The 15,073-nt window shown below is 66.2% G+C and carries 14 protein-coding genes; 11 read left to right on the top strand and 3 right to left on the bottom strand.

The annotated features are described in order from the left end of the window. Window positions 1-157 precede the first annotated feature (157 nt). From QXZ94_RS13040 to QXZ94_RS13020, 5 genes are all read left to right on the top strand, one after another. Entirely contained in the window at window positions 158-337 is a 180-nt protein-coding gene (locus QXZ94_RS13040) for a hypothetical protein (RefSeq protein ID WP_315720745.1), read from the top strand. 39 nt (window positions 338-376) lie between these two features. Then, window positions 377-1,105 carry a sulfite exporter TauE/SafE family protein gene (locus QXZ94_RS13035; RefSeq protein WP_315720744.1) on the top strand — a complete coding sequence of 243 codons (729 nt, stop codon included), beginning with the start codon at window positions 377-379 and terminating at the stop codon, window positions 1,103-1,105. A 1,021-nt stretch (window positions 1,106-2,126) separates the two neighbouring features. Beyond that, window positions 2,127-3,515, top strand: a complete 1,389-nt coding sequence (locus QXZ94_RS13030) for a class II 3-deoxy-7-phosphoheptulonate synthase (RefSeq protein ID WP_315720743.1) — start codon at window positions 2,127-2,129, stop codon at window positions 3,513-3,515. Further along, window positions 3,515-3,868 (top strand): diacylglycerol kinase, encoded by a 354-nt coding sequence (locus QXZ94_RS13025; protein WP_315720742.1) that lies wholly within the window; start codon window positions 3,515-3,517, stop codon window positions 3,866-3,868. The genes QXZ94_RS13030 and QXZ94_RS13025 overlap by 1 nt, the downstream gene beginning before the upstream one ends. Window positions 3,869-3,880: 12 nt before the next feature. Continuing rightward, window positions 3,881-5,227, top strand: coding sequence for a nitrilase-related carbon-nitrogen hydrolase (locus QXZ94_RS13020; protein WP_315720741.1), 1,347 nt, complete (start codon window positions 3,881-3,883; stop codon window positions 5,225-5,227). A 23-nt stretch (window positions 5,228-5,250) separates the two neighbouring features. Here QXZ94_RS13020 and QXZ94_RS13015 read toward each other — a convergent pair whose 3' ends face one another. Both QXZ94_RS13015 and QXZ94_RS13010 read right to left on the bottom strand, forming a co-directional pair. Further along, entirely contained in the window at window positions 5,251-6,408 is a 1,158-nt protein-coding gene (locus QXZ94_RS13015; protein WP_172185430.1) for a DUF2865 domain-containing protein, read from the bottom strand. Between the two features lie 153 nt (window positions 6,409-6,561). Continuing rightward, window positions 6,562-6,870 (bottom strand): hypothetical protein, encoded by a 309-nt coding sequence (locus QXZ94_RS13010; RefSeq protein ID WP_315720740.1) that lies wholly within the window; start codon window positions 6,868-6,870, stop codon window positions 6,562-6,564. A 388-nt stretch (window positions 6,871-7,258) separates the two neighbouring features. Between QXZ94_RS13010 and cysS the strand changes: the two genes are divergently transcribed. The 4 genes from cysS (at window position 7,259) to QXZ94_RS12990 (ending at window position 11,374) form a co-directional block, all read left to right on the top strand. Further along, a complete protein-coding gene (gene cysS, locus QXZ94_RS13005) occupies window positions 7,259-8,668 on the top strand; it encodes a cysteine--tRNA ligase (protein ID WP_315720739.1) in 1,410 nt (469 codons plus the stop codon). Window positions 8,669-8,782: 114 nt separating this feature from the next. Continuing rightward, window positions 8,783-9,283, top strand: coding sequence for a GNAT family N-acetyltransferase (locus QXZ94_RS13000; protein WP_315720738.1), 501 nt, complete (start codon window positions 8,783-8,785; stop codon window positions 9,281-9,283). Next, the gene (cimA, locus tag QXZ94_RS12995) at window positions 9,280-10,878 is read left to right on the top strand and encodes a citramalate synthase (RefSeq protein WP_315720737.1); all 1,599 of its coding nucleotides are present in this window, start codon (window positions 9,280-9,282) and stop codon (window positions 10,876-10,878) included. The genes QXZ94_RS13000 and cimA overlap by 4 nt, the downstream gene beginning before the upstream one ends. Window positions 10,879-10,996: 118 nt before the next feature. Beyond that, window positions 10,997-11,374, top strand: coding sequence for a VOC family protein (locus QXZ94_RS12990; protein WP_315720736.1), 378 nt, complete (start codon window positions 10,997-10,999; stop codon window positions 11,372-11,374). Window positions 11,375-11,378: 4 nt separating this feature from the next. On the opposite strand, the gene QXZ94_RS12985 is transcribed toward QXZ94_RS12990, so the two are convergent. Further along, a complete protein-coding gene (locus QXZ94_RS12985) occupies window positions 11,379-11,981 on the bottom strand; it encodes a TIGR00730 family Rossman fold protein (protein ID WP_172113442.1) in 603 nt (200 codons plus the stop codon). A 244-nt stretch (window positions 11,982-12,225) separates the two neighbouring features. Between QXZ94_RS12985 and QXZ94_RS12980 the strand changes: the two genes are divergently transcribed. Both QXZ94_RS12980 and QXZ94_RS12975 read left to right on the top strand, forming a co-directional pair. Further along, window positions 12,226-14,169: an ABC transporter ATP-binding protein/permease gene (locus QXZ94_RS12980; protein ID WP_315720735.1), complete on the top strand. Its 1,944-nt coding sequence runs from the start codon at window positions 12,226-12,228 to the stop codon at window positions 14,167-14,169. Window positions 14,170-14,270: 101 nt separating this feature from the next. Next, on the top strand, window positions 14,271-14,987 hold the full coding sequence (locus tag QXZ94_RS12975; RefSeq protein ID WP_311976770.1) for a phosphatidylserine decarboxylase: 717 nt from the start codon (window positions 14,271-14,273) through the stop codon (window positions 14,985-14,987). Window positions 14,988-15,073 lie beyond the last annotated feature (86 nt).

Here is a 15,073-nt window from a genome sequence, read left to right as displayed (position 1 = left end):
TTTGTCAAACGGGGCTCGCGTGATTGCGGCGAAATGAGCTCGAGGTGATCTCCAGCACACAGCGAGAAACCCAGGCACACCTCATCCCCCGCTCGGGGGACGCTGAGGAGACGGCGGGCTGCTAGCAATCCGATACCACTTGCCGGAGACGTCGGACATGCAAGCCCATCAGGATTCAACGCAGCGAAAGCCGGTCGCGCCGAAGCCGGCGCTCGGCGCCGCCGTCCTCGTCGGCTTCCTGATCCTGCACGTCGTCGCGATTGCGATTCTGCGAGGGGCTGACACGCCCGACGAAGCGTCGACGAAGCCGATGGCGACGCTTCAATCCATCGATTGACCACCACCCATTTTCAGCCTCATCAGCGGGAGCATTTCCATGCCCGGTTTCGGATCATTCTTGCTGCTCAGCGTCGCCGTGTTCTTCGGCGCCTTCGTCTCCGGCCTCGCCGGCTTTGCATTTTCGGCCGTTGCCGGCGCGATCCTGCTGCACATGCTTCAGCCCCTGGAGGCGGTGCCGCTGATGATGGCGTGCAGCGTCGGCGTGCAGGCGACGAACCTCTGGGCGCTGCGCGCCAGCATCCGCTGGAGGGAGAGCTTGGTCCTGATCATCGGCGGGCTGCTCGGCGTGCCGCTGGCGCTGTGGCTGCTGCACAATGCAGATACACGCGTGTTCCAGCAGGTGTTCGGCCTCACCATTGCGATCTACGCCGGCACCATGCTGTGCAAGCCGGCGCTGGGCAGTCTTCAACCGATGAGCCGAAGCCGCACCGCCATCATCGGCTTCGGTGGCGGCCTGATCGGCAGCCTCACCGCGATGCCCGGCGCGCTGCCGACCATCTGGTGCGAGATGCACGGCCTGCCGAAGACCGAACAGCGCGGCCTCGTGCAGCCCTTCATCGCCGCTATCCAGATCGCCTCGCTCGCGGTGATGCTGGCCCGGCAGGACCTGTCCTCCAAGGTGATCATCGACCTCGCCTTGAGCATCCCGGCGCTGCTCGCCGGCACGGCGCTCGGCGTGTTCGCGTTCCGCAAGGTCAACGACGTCTTTTTCAGGAAGATCATCCTGGGCATTCTGCTGCTCTCGGGGCTGCTGCTGGTCGTGTGATCGGCTCAGGAGCGGTTGCCTCAAAATTTTGCTTTACGAATTTCAGAATTCGTGATCTACTCCCACGCATCCCGCCTCACTCGAAGGGGCGTTGCGCGCGATCGTCACGACACGCGAGGCGGGGAGCGATGGCCGCGAGGGAGCCGCAGCGTGTCCGAAAGGATGCGCGGACGAACGGCTTGGCGCGGACGTGAAGTCGCAGCGTGCTGGCACCCCGATGCTGGTGCTACGCTCGTGACGGCGCTTGCGCGCCGCACGGGCAATGGTGGCCAACAAGCCCGGCGCACCAGGCAGACTGCGTATAAGCGTGAAGACCGTCGCGCAGGGAATGCCGGAATGATCGGCTGAACCTGTGGTACCTGCCGCCTGCATTTTTTCCGCAGGCGGGCCATGGGCGAGGCCATCGTCCGGCATTCCCTGCGCCCTTCGATGTCTGAGAGGGCGGATGAGCAGCATGACTCGGCCCAAGCGGCGCGCGAGGATGAGAGCCCGTGGCTGCTGTGTGGGCTCATTTGAGACGGATTCAGCGAGAGGGGCGACCTGAGCGCGTCGAACTCGGTCGTCATCCCCGCGAAAGCGGGGATCCAGTACGCCGCGGCCCATCGAGTCCATTACAGGCGTCTCGGCGTACTGGATCGCCCGGTCAAGCCGGGCGATGACAGCGGTGATTGTGGAGACACTGCTCTTCCATCCGAGACAGGCGGTCGTCATGCGGGGCAAAGTCGTCACCCCACGTCATTGCGAGCGCAGCGACGTGTCCACGAGCTCGGAGAGCGAAGGCGCAAGCAATCCAGAGTCCCGCCCACCACCCTCGATTGCTTCGCTGCGCTCGCAATGACGGGGAGAAAGAGGGGGCTACGGGATCATACGGAATCTCGGCCGGGCCAAAATCCATCCGTAGCAGCAAGGGCTTGGACGAACGACTTAAATTCCGGATGGCAGTTCGGAGACGGGCTGTGTATAACGCGGCGCGCCGCTGCGGGGGAACGAGCGAGCGGATGTCCAGAGGGAGTAGAGAGCCATGACGGAGCGCTGGAGCCCGGAGAGCTGGCGGTCCAAGCCGGTGCAGCAGGTGCCTGACTATCCCGACCAGAAGGCGCTGGCCGAGGTCGAGGCGCAGCTCGCGACCTTCCCGCCGCTGGTGTTCGCCGGCGAGGCGCGCAACCTGAAGAAATCGCTGGCGCGTGTCGCCGCGGGCGAAGCCTTCCTGCTGCAGGGCGGCGACTGCGCCGAGAGCTTTGCCGAGCACGGCGCCAACAACATCCGCGACTTCTTCCGCGTGCTGCTGCAGATGGCCGTGGTCATGACCTATGCCGGCGCGGTGCCGGTGGTGAAGGTCGGCCGCATCGCCGGCCAGTTCGCCAAGCCGCGCTCGTCGCCGACCGAGAAGGTCAACGGCGTCGAGCTGCCGAGCTATCGCGGCGACATCGTCAATGACACCGCCTTCACCCCGGAGGCGCGCATCCCCAACCCGCAGCGCCAGCTCGATGCCTACCGGCAGTCGGCCGCGACCTTGAACCTGCTGCGTGCGTTCGCCACCGGCGGCTTCGCCAATCTCGGCAGCGTGCACCAGTGGATGCTCGGCTTCGTCAAGGATTCTCCGCAGTCGCGGCGCTACAAGGAGCTCGCCGACCGCATCTCCGAGGCGCTCAATTTCATGCGCGCCTGCGGCCTCGATCTCGAGAGCCATCCGGAGCTGCGCGCCACCGATTTCTACACCAGCCACGAGGCGCTGCTGCTCGGCTACGAGCAGGCCTTCACCCGCGTCGACTCCACGACCGGGGACTGGTACGCGACCTCGGGCCATTTCATCTGGATCGGCGACCGCACCCGCCAGCTCGATCACGGCCATGTCGAGTATTTCCGCGGCATCAAGAACCCGATCGGCCTGAAATGCGGCCCGTCGCTGAAGCCGGACGAACTGATCAAGCTGATCGACATTCTCAACCCCGACAACGAGCCGGGCCGGCTGACCCTGATCAACCGCTTCGGCGCCGACAAGGTCGGCGATCACCTGCCGGGGCTGATCCGCGCGGTGCAGCGGGAGGGGCGCAAGGTGGTGTGGTCGTGCGATCCGATGCACGGCAACACCATCACCTCGAACTCGGGCTACAAGACCCGGCCGTTCGATCGCATCGTATCGGAGGTCCGCGCCTTCTTCGCGGTGCATGCCGCCGAGGGCACCCATGCCGGCGGCATTCATCTGGAGATGACCGGCAAGGACGTCACCGAATGCATCGGCGGCGCGCGCGCGATCACCGACGAGGATCTCAACGACCGCTATCACACGGTGTGCGATCCCCGGCTGAACGCCGAGCAGTCGATCGACATGGCGTTCCTGATCGCCGAGCTGTTGAAGCAGCAGCGCGGCGGCAAGTCGTCTCCGATTCCGGCGGTCGCGGGCTTCTGATGCTGCGCTTCTGGCGCGCGACGCTCAACTCGCGCAATGGTCTTTCCTTCGCGCTCCGCTCCGAGCAGGCGGTGCGCGAGGAGGTGATCGCCTTCGTTTTGTCGCTGCCGCTCGCCTATGTGATCGGCGTGACGCCGATGCGCAGCGTCGAGCTGGTCTGCGCCGTCCTGCTGGTGCTGGTGGTCGAGCTCTTGAACACAGCGATCGAGAAGCTCGCCGATCGCCTGACCACCGAGCACGATCTGCAGATCGGCCGGGTCAAGGATCTCGGCTCGGCCGCAGTCGGCGTTGCGCTCTTGATGTCCGGCGGCTTCTGGCTGTTCGCGATCGCCGAGCGGATCGGGCTGTTGTGAACGAGTTGAGCGATGGCCGCTGACGGTTTCAGGATCACGCTGGCGCAGCTCAATCCGACGGTGGGCGACATCGCGGGCAACGCCGCCAAGGCCCGGGAGGTTCTGGCGAACGCCGCCGACGCCGATCTCGTGGTGCTGCCGGAGCTGTTCATCGCCGGCGGCCTTGCCGCGGAGCTGACGCCGCGCATCGAGGCCGACTGCCGCGACGCCGTCGAAGCCCTGGCGCGCGAGGCCGCCGATGGCGGGCCGGCGATGCTGATCGGCACGCCATGGAGCGACAACGGCAAGCTCTACAACGCCCTTGCGCTCCTCGACGGCGGCCGCATCGCCGCGACGCGCTTCAAGACCAATTTGCCGGGTGATCAGAAGCGGCTGTTCGCGCGCGGCCCCGCGGCCGGCCCGATCAGCGTGCGCGGCATGCGCATCGGCGTCGCGATCGGCGAGGACATCTGGCCCGAGCAGCCCAGCGACGAGAACGTCGTCGAGACGCTGGCCGAGACCGGCGCCGAGCTGGTCGTGGTCGCCGCCGCCGCGCGCTACATCCGCGGCGATGGCGACCGCCGGCTGTCGGCGGCCGTGGCGCGCGTCACCGAGAGCGACCTGCCGCTGCTCTGGCTCAATCAGACCGGCGGTCACGACGGCGAAGTGTTCGACGGCGCGTCCTTCGCACTCAACGCCGATCTCTCGATCGCCGCGCAGTTGCCGGGCTTCGTCGAGCACGTGACCACGCTGGCATGGCGCAGGGGAGATGACGGCTGGCAGTGCCGCGGGCCGGTTGCCGAGCTGATCGAGGGCGACGAGGCGGACTATGCCGCCCATGTGCTCCGCCTGCGCGACCGCGTCGCCAAGGCAGGCTTCAGCGACGCGATATTGGGCTTGGCGGCAGGCATCGAATCCGCGCTGTCACTGGCCCTGGCCGTCGATGCACTCGGAGCCGACGAGGTTCGCGCCGTGCTGCTGGCCGGGCCGGACACGCCGCAGCAGCTGCGGGACGAGGCGATCGCGTTCGCGGCGCGGCTCGGTATTGCCGCCGAGATCGTGCCGATCGCGGCGGCCATCGAAGGTGTTGAAACGATCCTGCCCGGCCCGCTGCCGGTCGATGCCCATCGCGATCTGCTGGTGCGGCTGCGCAGCACGTTGCTGGCGGCACTGGCGAATCAATCGGGCGCGCTTGCCGTCGATGTCAGCGGTGGGATCGCCGGCCGGAGCGGCATCGTCGCTGCGCTCGGCGACATCGCCCCGGCGCAGGCTGCTCGTCTGGCCGCGCTGCGCAATCGCTGGACACCCGCGGACGCGCGCGGGCCGTCGGGCGAGGTGATCTCGCCCGATCTCATCGCCCGTGCTGAGACTGAAGGATGATGCAGATGACCCGGCGAGACTGCTCAGCGCGCCGGGATGAAGGTCGGGCCGACCGTGCGGATCTGCTTGTCGCCGCCGGCGCCGGTCGTGGTGTCGGCGGTCGTGGTCGCCGGAGCCGCATCTGCGGGCGCCGCGCCCTTCTTGCCGGCGACAGGCTTGCCGGTCTGGCGCTGCTGCATCCGCTTGGCGCTCTCCTCGGTGACGATGATGTCACCCTGCTCGGCGGCCGAGGCCCTCTCGTCGATCGACTTCAGAGCATCCGCCCAGGTCTGGCCTGGCGCCTTGCACGAGCAGGAGGGGTTGAACTCGGTGCGATATTTGAACGCGTTCGGCAGCGCGGTGTACGACTGGCCGTTGACCGACACCGCCTGATTCATGTCCTCGCCGGGATTGCGATAGGTGAACAAGGTCGCGTCGGCGGCCGGGCATTGCGCCTTGCAGGCGCGTTCGTCATCGGCGAAGCGGCCGGGAACGGTGGCAAACGAGATCGGGAAATAGGCGCCGTCGCAGGTGCGGACGCAGACGGTGCGATAGGTGCCCTGCGGGGCGGCGAGATCGGCGCTCGGCGGCGGCAGCGAGGCCGCCGGGTTGCTGTCGGCGCCGCCACCGAACAGGCTGGTCAGGAAATTGCCGCCGGCGTTTCCGCCGCCACCGCGATTCGCGTATTGCTGGTACTGCGGCCCGCAATTGTTCTGGCCGAGCGCGGCCAGCACCGAGCGGCGCTGGTTGTCGCGTTCGCCGCCGAACCCGCCGCCGCGCAGCCGCTCCAGGCTGCCGGTGATCTGGTCCAGATTGGAGCGCATCTGCTGGATCTGATTGTTGACCGGTTGGCATTCGGCCGCGCGACCGTTGAAGATCGAGAAGAAGCCGGGGCTGTCGCAGCCCATGCGCTTGGCCTGCATGCTGACTCGATCGAGCTCGGCCTGCTGCTTGGCGGCAGCGTCCTGATAGCGCCGAATCTGGTCCTCGCGTGCCGGATCACCGCCGCCACCGCCACGGTCGATCGAGGCGAGCTGAGCCTCGAGACGCGGACAGATCGGGTTGACGCCGGCCTGCGGCTGACCCGGGGCCATCTGCGCGTAGGAATCGGAGCTGGATTGCGCCAGGGCGTGCGAGCCGGTCAGGGTCAGTCCGAGCAGCGCGGTGCAGGCCAACAGGCGCGGAGACAGGGATGCGATCAAGATGCGGTATTCCGGTCCATGGGTGCTGCCGCGGGACGAGCACAGAATTCGGAAAAATCGCGGCAGCGGCGCGCATCCCATAGCCGCTTTGTCGGGCAGCGTCACGTCGTTTCCGGGGCGCTGGCGTGGCGGGAACAGTCGTTCCCGAAGCCGTCAGCGCTGGCAGGTGATCGCGACATACTCGCTGCAGCCGCCATGAGCGCAGCTCGCGCCGGCTTTCGGCACCGAACCGGTGATCTCGTCGGGGTCGACGCGGCGGTAGGAGGAGGCCTGTGCAAAATCCCGTGATTGGCAGTAGGAGCGGGCGGCCGGGGCGCCGCATTTGTCGCCCTTGGCCAGGCACTGGTCGACGCCGTAGCCGTCGGCCTCGTTGGCGATGATGAAGATTCGGCTCTCGGCCGAGGCGGTGGTCGCGGCGGCGAGGAGGACACAGCAGGCGAGCAGGCCCGAGGAGAAGCGCATGGTGCACCGGTCGATGATGGCTACAACTCACGGTTAGGCCAAAAAGGTTAAAAATGATTAACCATGAGGCAGGGCGGGACGATTTGGGCGGTGAAAGCGGCCGATTTGCGGCTCTTGACGGCAACATCCCGCTGCATCATGGTGAAACCCATGAACGGTTTCCTCGCCATCTGCTGCATTTGCCGCGAGATTACGCGCTAGCGATTCGCTGGCTGAGGCCGTCTTTTCTCAACAGAGATGATCAGGACGCCCCGCCGGCAGGTCGGAAGCGTGCTGTTTGCCGTGGCCGCCCGTCTTCGGGCCGTCATCTGGCGGAGGACACCCGTTGCGTCTCGCTTGGCGAGACGCGGGCACAGGCATTCGGGACTGAGGCATTCGGGGACTGACCATGGACTTGCGTTTGTACGACACCGCGTCGCGGGAGAAGCGCCCCTTCGTGCCGCTCGATCCGAACAATGTCCGCATGTATGTCTGCGGACCGACCGTCTACGACTTCGCCCATATCGGCAATGCGCGGCCCGTGATCGTCTTCGACGTGCTGTTCCGGCTGCTGCGGCATCTCTATGGCCCCGAGCACGTGACCTATGTCCGCAACATCACGGACGTCGACGACAAGATCAACGCGCGGGCCGCGCGCGACTATCCGGGGCTGCCGCTGAACGAGGCGATTCGGAAGGTCACCGAGGTCACAGCCAATCAGTTTCGCAGCGACACCGCTGCGCTCGGCAGCCTGCCGCCGACCTTCGAGCCGCGCGCGACCGATTTCGTATTGCCGCGCGCGGACGGCAAGGCCGACATGGTGACGTTGATCCGCCAGCTGATCGCGCGCGGGCATGCCTATGAGGCTGCGGGCGAGGTTCTGTTCGATACCCGATCGATGCCGGAATATGGCGCGCTGTCGGGCCGCAAGCTCGACGAGCAGCTCGCCGGCGCCCGCGTCGCGGTCGATGCGCACAAGAAGGATGCGGCTGATTTCGTGCTATGGAAGCAGTCGTCCGATGACGAGCCGGGCTGGGACAGCCCATGGGGTCGCGGCCGCCCGGGCTGGCACATCGAATGCTCGGCGATGAGCGCCGCCTATCTCGGTGACGTCTTCGACATCCATGGCGGCGGTCTCGACCTGATCTTCCCGCATCATGAGAACGAGATCGCGCAGTCGCGCTGCGCCCATGGCACCTCGGTCATGGCGAACTACTGGCTGCACAACGAGTTCGTGCAGGTCGAGGGCGCGAAGATGTCGAAGAGTCTCGGCAACTTCGTCACCATCCGCGAACTGCTGGCGGACTGGCCGGGCGAGGTGCTACGCCTCAACATGCTCAAGATGCACTACCGCTCGCCGGCCGATTGGACGGTCAAGGGCCTGGAGGAGAGTGCGAAGACGCTCGACGAATGGTATCGCGTCGCGGCCGATGCGTCCGGCGAGCAGCCCGACCCCGCGGTCATCGCCGCGCTGCTGGACGACATCAATACGCCGCTGATGATCGCGGAGCTGCACGCATTGCGCGGACGGGCGTCGTCCGGGGATGACGCCGCTCGCACCGCTTTTGCCGGCTCGTTGCGCTATTTCGGCTTTCTGTCCGAAACGGCGGCGCAATGGGAGGCGCGCAAGCAGCAGGCGCGTGGCGTCGACGCCGGCAAGGTCGATAGCCTGATCGCCGAGCGCACCGCCGCCCGTGCGCGCAAGGACTTCAAGGAGTCCGACCGCATTCGTGATGAGCTCGCGGCGATGGGCGTCGTGCTCAAGGATGGCAAGGGCGCCGACGGCAAGCCGGTCACGACCTGGGAGATCGCGCGATGAAGAGGCCCGATACGCCGTTCCCGCGGCACTGGCTGTACTACATCCTGCTCAAGCTCGCGGTGATCGCAGGCGCGGTTGCATTGGTCACGAAGCTTTATGGACTCTGGTGAGACGATGGGACAGGCTCTTCCGAAGGCGGCGCTCCGGCCGTTTCTCGCTGCCGATACGCCGCTGCTCGCGGCGATCTTCGTCGCCAGTATCCAGCAGCTGACCTCGGACGACTACAGCGAGGAGCAGCAGGAGGCCTGGGCCGCCGCTGCCGACGACGAGGCGTGTTTTGGCAAGAAGCTGGCGTCGACGCTGACCTTGATCGCAACCCTGAAAGGCGCGCCGGTCGGCTTCGCGTCGCTGAAGGGCAACGATCACATCGACATGCTCTACGTGCATCCGAGCGTCGCGGGGCAGGGCGTCGGAGCGCTGCTGTGCGATGCGCTGGAGAAGCTTGCCGGCGCTCGCGGCACGACGGGGCTGGTGGTCGATGCCAGCGACACTGCGGTGGATTTCTTCAGGAAGCGCGGCTACGTCGCGCAGCAGCGCAACAGCGTCTCCATCAATGGCGAGTGGCTCGCCAACACAAGGATGAAGAAGGCGCTCGGCGCGGGAGCGCAGTCATGAGCAGAGAGCGACTCTATCTGTTCGATACGACGTTGCGCGATGGCGCGCAGACCAACGGCGTCGACTTCACGCTGGCCGACAAGCAGGTCATCGCGCGCATGCTCGACGATCTCGGCATCGACTATGTCGAGGGCGGCTATCCCGGCGCCAATCCGCTCGACAGCGAGTTCTTCGCGACCAAGCCCAAGCTCGGACATGCCCGTTTCACGGCCTTCGGGATGACGCGGCGCGCCGGGCGGTCGGTGTCGAACGATCCCGGCGTCGCGGCGCTGCTCGACGCCAAGGCGGATGCGATCTGCTTCGTGGCCAAGTCCTCAGCCTATCAGGTTCGCGTCGCGCTCGAGACGACCAACGAGGAGAACCTCGCCTCGATCCGCGACAGCGTGACTGCGGCCAAGGCGGCCGGGCGCGAGGTGATGCTCGACTGTGAGCATTTCTTCGACGGCTACAAGGAGAATGCCGAGTTCGCGCTGGCCTGTGCGCGAGCCGCGTATGAGGCCGGCGCGCGTTGGGTCGTGCTGTGTGACACCAATGGCGGCACCATGCCGCATGAGATCGAGGCCATCGTCGGCGAGGTCGCCAAGCATGTGCCAGGCGATCATCTCGGCATTCACGCCCATAACGACACCGAGCAGGCGGTGGCGAACTCGCTGGCCGCGGTGCGCGCCGGCGTGCGCCAGATCCAGGGCACGTTGAACGGGCTTGGCGAGCGCTGCGGTAATGCCAATCTGTGCTCGCTGATTCCGACCCTGAAGCTGAAGGCGGAGTTCGCTGACAAGTTCGAGATCGGCGTCTCCGACCAGCAGCTCGGCGGCCTGATGAAGGTGTCACGCACGCTCGACGACATGCTCAACCGCGCGCCGAACCGGCATGCGCCTTACGTCGGCGAGAGCGCATTCGTCACCAAGACCGGCATCCATGCCTCTGCGGTGCTGAAGGATCCGCACACTTATGAGCATGTGCTGCCCGAGAGCGTCGGCAATCATCGCAAGGTGCTTGTGTCGGACCAGGCCGGCCGTTCCAACGTGATCGCAGCGCTGGAGCGCGGCGGCATTCCCTTCAGCAAGAGCGATCCGAAGCTGACGCGGCTGGTCGAGGAGCTGAAGGAGCGCGAGGCCTTGGGCTATGCCTATGAGTCCGCGAACGCCTCGTTCGAGCTGCTGGCGCGGCGTACGCTCGGCTCCGTGCCGGAGTATTTCCGGGTCGAGCAGTTCGACGTCAATGTCGAGCAGCGCTACAACGCGCTCGGCGAGCGCGTCACGGTGGCGCTGGCGGTGGTCAAGGTCGACGTCGCCGGCGAGCGGCTGATCTCCGCCGCCGAAGGCAACGGCCCGGTGAATGCGCTCGACGTTGCCTTGCGCAAGGATCTCGGCAAGTATCAGGGCTTCATCGACGGCCTCAAGCTGATCGACTACCGAGTCCGCATCCTCAATGGCGGCACCGAGGCAGTGACGCGGGTGCTGATCGAGAGCGCTGACGAGACCGGCGAGCGCTGGACCACGGTCGGCGTGTCGCCCAACATCATCGACGCCTCGTTCCAGGCGCTGATGGATTCAGTGTTCTACAAGCTGGTGAAATCAGGCGCGCCGGGATGACAATGAGGAGCCGTCATTGCGAGCGAAGCGAAGCAATCCAGAGTTCCGCCCTCGGCTCTGGATTGCTTCGTCGCTTCGCTCCTCGCAATGACGAATGGAGAGAGCGGGGAGTCAACGCATGATCGACCACGTCTCCGTCGGTGTCAGCGACCTCGCCCGCAGCGCGCGCTTCTACGGGCTTGCGCTGGCGCCGCTCGGCATGACCCGGCTGGTCGAGCGGCCTGCCACCATCGGCTTCGGCAAAACCTATCCGGAGCTCTGGATCAACCTGCGCCCGGCGATGGCGCGCGTGCCGGCCGACACCGGCTCGCATCTCTGCTTGCGCGCCAAGACCACGGCCGAGGTCGATGCGTTCCACGCGGCAGCTGTTGAAGCAGCCGGCATCTCGGACGGCGCGCCGGGGCTGCGGCCGCATGATCGCGTGCGCTATTATGCGGCCTTCGTGCTCGATCCCGATGGTAACCGGATCGAGGCGGTGACGTTTCCCAGCGAGTAGGGAGTCACAGCCGCTTGGCAATCTCCGGCGCCATCTCGGTCTCTTCCTTGGCGACGCGGGCGGCGGCCTCGCGCAGCCGCGGCAGGATGTCCTCGGTGCGGTCGGCCTTGAGCAGCTCGATCTGGAAGCCGGGGCGGATGAACTCGGTTTCCCGCATGTGGGCGAGCAGGGCGAACAGCGGCTCCCAGAAGCCGTCGATATTGGCCATCAGCACCGGCTTGGCGTGGCGTCCCAACTGCTTCCAGGTCAGCTGCTCGACCAGCTCCTCGAGTGTGCCGATGCCGCCGGGTAAGGCGACGAACGCATCGGAATGCTCGAACATCAGCCGCTTGCGCTCGTGCATGTCGGGCGTGACGATCAGATCCTTCAGCGGCATCATGACCTCCTTCTTCACCAGGAAGTCAGGGATGATGCCGGTGACGTCGCCGCCATGATCGAGCACGGCCTTGGCGACCGCGCCCATCATGCCGATGGAGCCGCCGCCATAGACGAGCCTGACGCCGTTGTCGGCGAGCGCCTTGCCAAGTGCCTTCGCCGATTCGATGAAGCTGGGATTGGTGCCCGGGCCGGAGCCGCAATAGACACAGACGGTGCGGATTTCAGTCATGTGATGGATGTGACACTGCAGCTGAAAGGCGTCAAGACGGAGGCGGATGGGGTGAATTCCCGGGATTTCATCGTGTGATGCCGACGGTTTCGATCCATTTGTCGGAAAACAAATATGCAAATACTGCGCCGCCGCAACGGTTTCCGTGGGCACACGGGTGCATCCGGCGCACGGACACTCTATATGACGCAGGCAACGCCCGGCATCACAACATGCCAAGACCCTCGCTGTTCCAGATCGCTTGATGCCTCCTGATTCCTCCCCCCATCACGGCGCCGCTCAGCCGCCCGCGTCCCTCGAGCAGGGAACGCTGGCTGGCACCCTGCGGCATCTCTGGCCCTTCATCTGGCCGAGCGATCGCGCCGATCTGAAAATGCGGGTGTTGTGGTCTGTCGTGCTGCTGCTCGCGGCCAAGGTCGCGACCTTGGTGCTGCCCTTCACCTTCAAATGGGCCACCGACGCGCTGACGGGCGCCAACACCGCGCCGATCAAGCCGGACGACTGGGCGTTCTGGCTGGTCGCCTCGCCGATCGTGATGACGGCGAGCTACGGCGCGATGCGCGTGCTGATGGCGGTACTGACGCAATGGCGCGACGGTATTTTCGCCCGCGTCGCGATGCATGCGGTGCGCAAGCTCGCGACCATCACCTTCGTCCACATGCACGAATTGTCGCTGCGCTTTCATCTGGAGCGCAAGACCGGCGGATTGACGCGTGTGCTCGAGCGAGGCCGCAACGCGATCGAAACCATCGTGCGGATGGTGATCCTGCAGCTGATCCCGACCATCGTCGAGGTCTCGCTGCTGACCGCCGTGCTGCTGTGGCAGTTCGACTGGCGCTACGTGCTAGTGACGCTGACCATGGTCGCAGCCTATCTCTACTACACCTACATCGCGACCGAGTGGCGCATCGAGATCCGGCGCCGCATGAACGACTCAGATACCGACGCCAACACCAAGGCGATCGACTCGCTTCTCAACTATGAGACGGTGAAGTATTTCGGCGCCGAGGCCCGCGAGGCCGAGCGCTACGACCGCTCGATGGAGCGCTATGAGCGCGCCAGCGTGAAGACCTACACCTCGCTGGCGGTGCTGAACGCCGGGCAGGCCGTGATCTTCACGATCGGGCTCACGGTCGCGATGCTGATGTGCGCGCAGGGCGTGCGCCAGGGGCGCAACACGGTCGGCGACTTCGTCATGATCAACAGCATGATGATCCAGCTGTACCAGCCGCTGAACTTCATGGGCATGGTCTATCGCGAGATCAAGCAGGCGATCATCGACATCGAGATGATGTTCGGCGTGCTCACCAGGGACGCGGAGGTCAAGGACGCGCCCGGGGCGACGCCGCTGGTCGTGACATCGGGCCATGTCCGCTTCGAGGACGTCCGCTTCGCCTACGAGCCGGAGCGGCCGATCCTGCAAGGGCTGAGCTTCGAGGTGCCGGCCGGCAAGACGGTCGCCATCGTGGGGCCGTCCGGCGCCGGCAAGTCGACCATCTCGCGGCTGCTGTTCCGCCTCTATGACGTCTCCGGCGGTCGCATCCTGATCGACGGGCAGGACATCCGCGACGTCACCCAGGTGTCGCTGCGCGCCCAGATCGGCATGGTGCCGCAGGACACGGTGCTGTTCAACGACACCATCCGCTACAACATCCGCTACGGCCGCTGGGACGCCGACGATGCCGCGGTCGAGGAGGCGGCGCGGCTGGCCCAGATCGACGGCCTGATCCGGATGGCGCCCAAGGGCTATGAGACCCAGGTCGGCGAACGCGGCCTCAAGCTGTCCGGCGGCGAGAAGCAGCGGGTGGCGATCGCGCGGACGATCCTGAAGGGACCGCCGATCCTGGTGCTCGACGAGGCCACCTCGGCGCTGGACAGCCACACCGAGCACGAGATCCAGGAGGCACTGGACGGCGTGTCGCGCAACCGCACCTCGCTGGTGATCGCGCACCGGCTGTCGACCATCGTGGCGGCGGACGAGATCATCGTGCTCGACCGCGGCCGGATCGCCGAGCGGGGCACCCATGCCGACCTGCTGGCGCGAGGCGGGCTGTATGCCGGCATGTGGAACCGGCAGCGCGAGGCCGAGGAGGCGCGCGAGAAGCTGGCGCAGATCGGCGACGACGCTGCTGCACCGAACCGCAATCCGCCGGTGGCCACGGATCCGGTCGCCACGGCGGCCGAATGAGCCCGCGAACCGCCTTGATCCACAGTTAAGGAATCATTTTGACCTTGGCCGCGCATCGACCTAGTCAAGGCGGCGGTCCGCTCTGAGGTCAGAGGGACGACATCTCAACGAAGCAGGCCATGTCGATCAGCAACTCCATCCGCGCGCAGATTCCGCCGATTCATCCCGAGGGCTATCCGTTCATCGGGGGCTTTGCCCTGGCCAGTCTGGTCCTGTTCTGGATCTTCACGCCGCTCGGCTGGATCGGCACCTTGCTCACCGTCTGGTGCGCGCTGTTCTTCCGCGATCCGATCCGGGTGACGCCGCAGCGGGACGGGCTGGTGGTGGCGCCGGCCGACGGGCGCATCTCCATGATCACGCGGGCACTGCCGCCGGCCGAGCTCGGCCTTGGCGACCGGCCGCTGTTGCGTGTCTCGATCTTCATGAGCGTGTTCAACGTGCATGTGAACCGCAGCCCGATTGCCGGCCGGATCGAGAAGATCTCCTACCGTCCCGGCGCCTTCATCAACGCCGAGCTGGACAAGGCGAGCGAGGACAATGAGCGCAACTCGCTGGCGATCTCGACGCCGCACGGCAAGATCGGCGTGGTCCAGATCGCCGGTCTCGTGGCGCGGCGGATCGTGTCGTTCGTCCGTGAAGGCCAGACCGTCGGGGCCGGGGAGCGCTTCGGGCTGATCAGGTTCGGCTCGCGCCTCGACGTCTATCTGCCCGACGGCACGGAGGTTCTGGTCTCGGAAGGCCAGACCGCCATTGCCGGCGAAACCATCCTGGCCGATTTCGACGTGGCGGTGCCCGGACTGAGCTTCCGGAGCCAGTGAACCGTCGCCGGGCCGGTGTGACTCATTAACGGGACCTTGGGTCGCGATCCGGCACAAGGTCGAGACCTGCCACTCTGCGGTGTGAT

It is taken from the genome of Bradyrhizobium sp. SZCCHNS2022 (assembly GCF_032377575.1).
Lineage (GTDB): Bacteria > Pseudomonadota > Alphaproteobacteria > Rhizobiales > Xanthobacteraceae > Bradyrhizobium > Bradyrhizobium aeschynomenes.
Note: the sequence above shows the minus strand (reverse complement) of the source record. Positions and strands in the feature narration are given on the sequence as shown.